Genomic DNA, 1238 nt, shown 5'->3' on the forward strand with positions numbered 1-1238 from the left:
GACCGTACTTCGAGTAGTTGTCCAGGCCGACGACCTGGTAGCCGCGGGACAGCAGCTCCTCGACGACATATCCACCGATGAAGCCGGCCGAGCCGGTGACCAGGACCTTTGCCACAAACACTCCTTAACCTTGAGATGCTGATGTGCTCTGCCGCGCGGCCTGCGCGTCGTCGCGGGCCGCCGAGGAGGCAGGGCGCTTCGCGAGCTGTTCCATGCTCAGTCTGCGGCCGAACGCAAATCGGTACCACTTGAGGTAACTCGGCAGGAAGCGCCCGACGTCGAAGCGCGACTCGCCGAGCTGGCGGTCCAGCCAGATCGTCGGGATCTCGGCCACGGGCAGCCGCAGCCGGGTCGCCTTCGCGGTGAGCTCGATGCCGATCTCGAAGCCCGTTTTCGACTCGATGCCGACCTCGCGCACGAACTGCGTCGAATACGCCTTGAAGCTGTTCGTCGCGTCGCGTGTGCCGACCCGGGCGAGCCAGTGCAGCGTCCGGCCCGCGGTGCGGGACAGGAACCGCTTGAACCGGGGCCCGCCGACCTGCTGCCCGCCCGGCATGTACCGGGAGGCGGCGGCGACCACGACACCGCGGTCCACCAGCCTGGCCAGGTCCTCGATCTGGCGCGGGTCGTCGGAGCCGTCGGCCATGGTGACCACCGCGATCGGGGCCCGCGCCACGTCGATGCCGAAGCGGATCGCGTTGGCCGGGCCGCGGCCGTAGGCGTTGAGCACCGGCCGGACCCGCGGGTCGCGGGCCTGCACCTCCAGCGCGAAGGGCACGGTCGTGTCCTCGGGCATGTCGTGCACCACGAGGACCTCGGCCGGCATCATCACCTCGCGGAGGATGCGGTCCAGGCAGCGGACGATGGCCTCGCCCTCGTTGTAGACCGGGATGACCACAGAGATCTGTGGTACCAAGCTCATATACGCACGCCCTTGTTCGTCACGCCCCACATGTCTGCGACCGGAATGTCGGTCTGCAAATCACGGTACTCCGGGTGCGGCGCGGCGATGATGAGCAGGTCGGCCCGGGTGAGCACCTCGTCGAGCGGTACGAAACGGTCGTCCTTGACGTAGGGGTCGGTGCAGAGCGTCTCCTTGGCCCGGAGCATCACGACCTTGCGCAGCTTGTAGGCCAGCGACTCGCGGATGTCGTCGCTGCCGCCCTTGAACGCCATGCCGAGGATGCCGACGGTCATCTCCGACAGGTCGAAGCGCTCCTGCAGCTTCGACACGACGT

3 protein-coding genes are annotated in these 1238 nt (G+C 67.8%); all 3 read right to left on the minus strand.

Features of this window, described 5'->3' with window-relative positions; genetic code table 11:
* Positions 1–121 (minus strand): NAD-dependent epimerase/dehydratase family protein (locus ABD901_RS58630; protein WP_345145075.1); only part of this gene is annotated, 121 nt, incomplete at its 3' end.
* A gap of 3 nt (positions 122–124) precedes the next feature.
* Positions 125–922 carry a glycosyltransferase family 2 protein gene (locus ABD901_RS58635; protein ID WP_345145077.1) on the minus strand — a complete coding sequence of 266 codons (798 nt, stop codon included), beginning with the start codon at positions 920–922 and terminating at the stop codon, positions 125–127.
* On the minus strand, positions 919–1238 hold a 320-nt coding region (locus ABD901_RS58640; RefSeq protein WP_345145079.1), incomplete at its 5' end, for a UDP binding domain-containing protein. The genes ABD901_RS58640 and ABD901_RS58635, both read right to left, overlap by 4 nt.

It is taken from the genome of Dactylosporangium darangshiense (assembly GCF_039537565.1).
Taxonomy (GTDB): Bacteria; Actinomycetota; Actinomycetes; order Mycobacteriales; family Micromonosporaceae; genus Dactylosporangium; species Dactylosporangium darangshiense.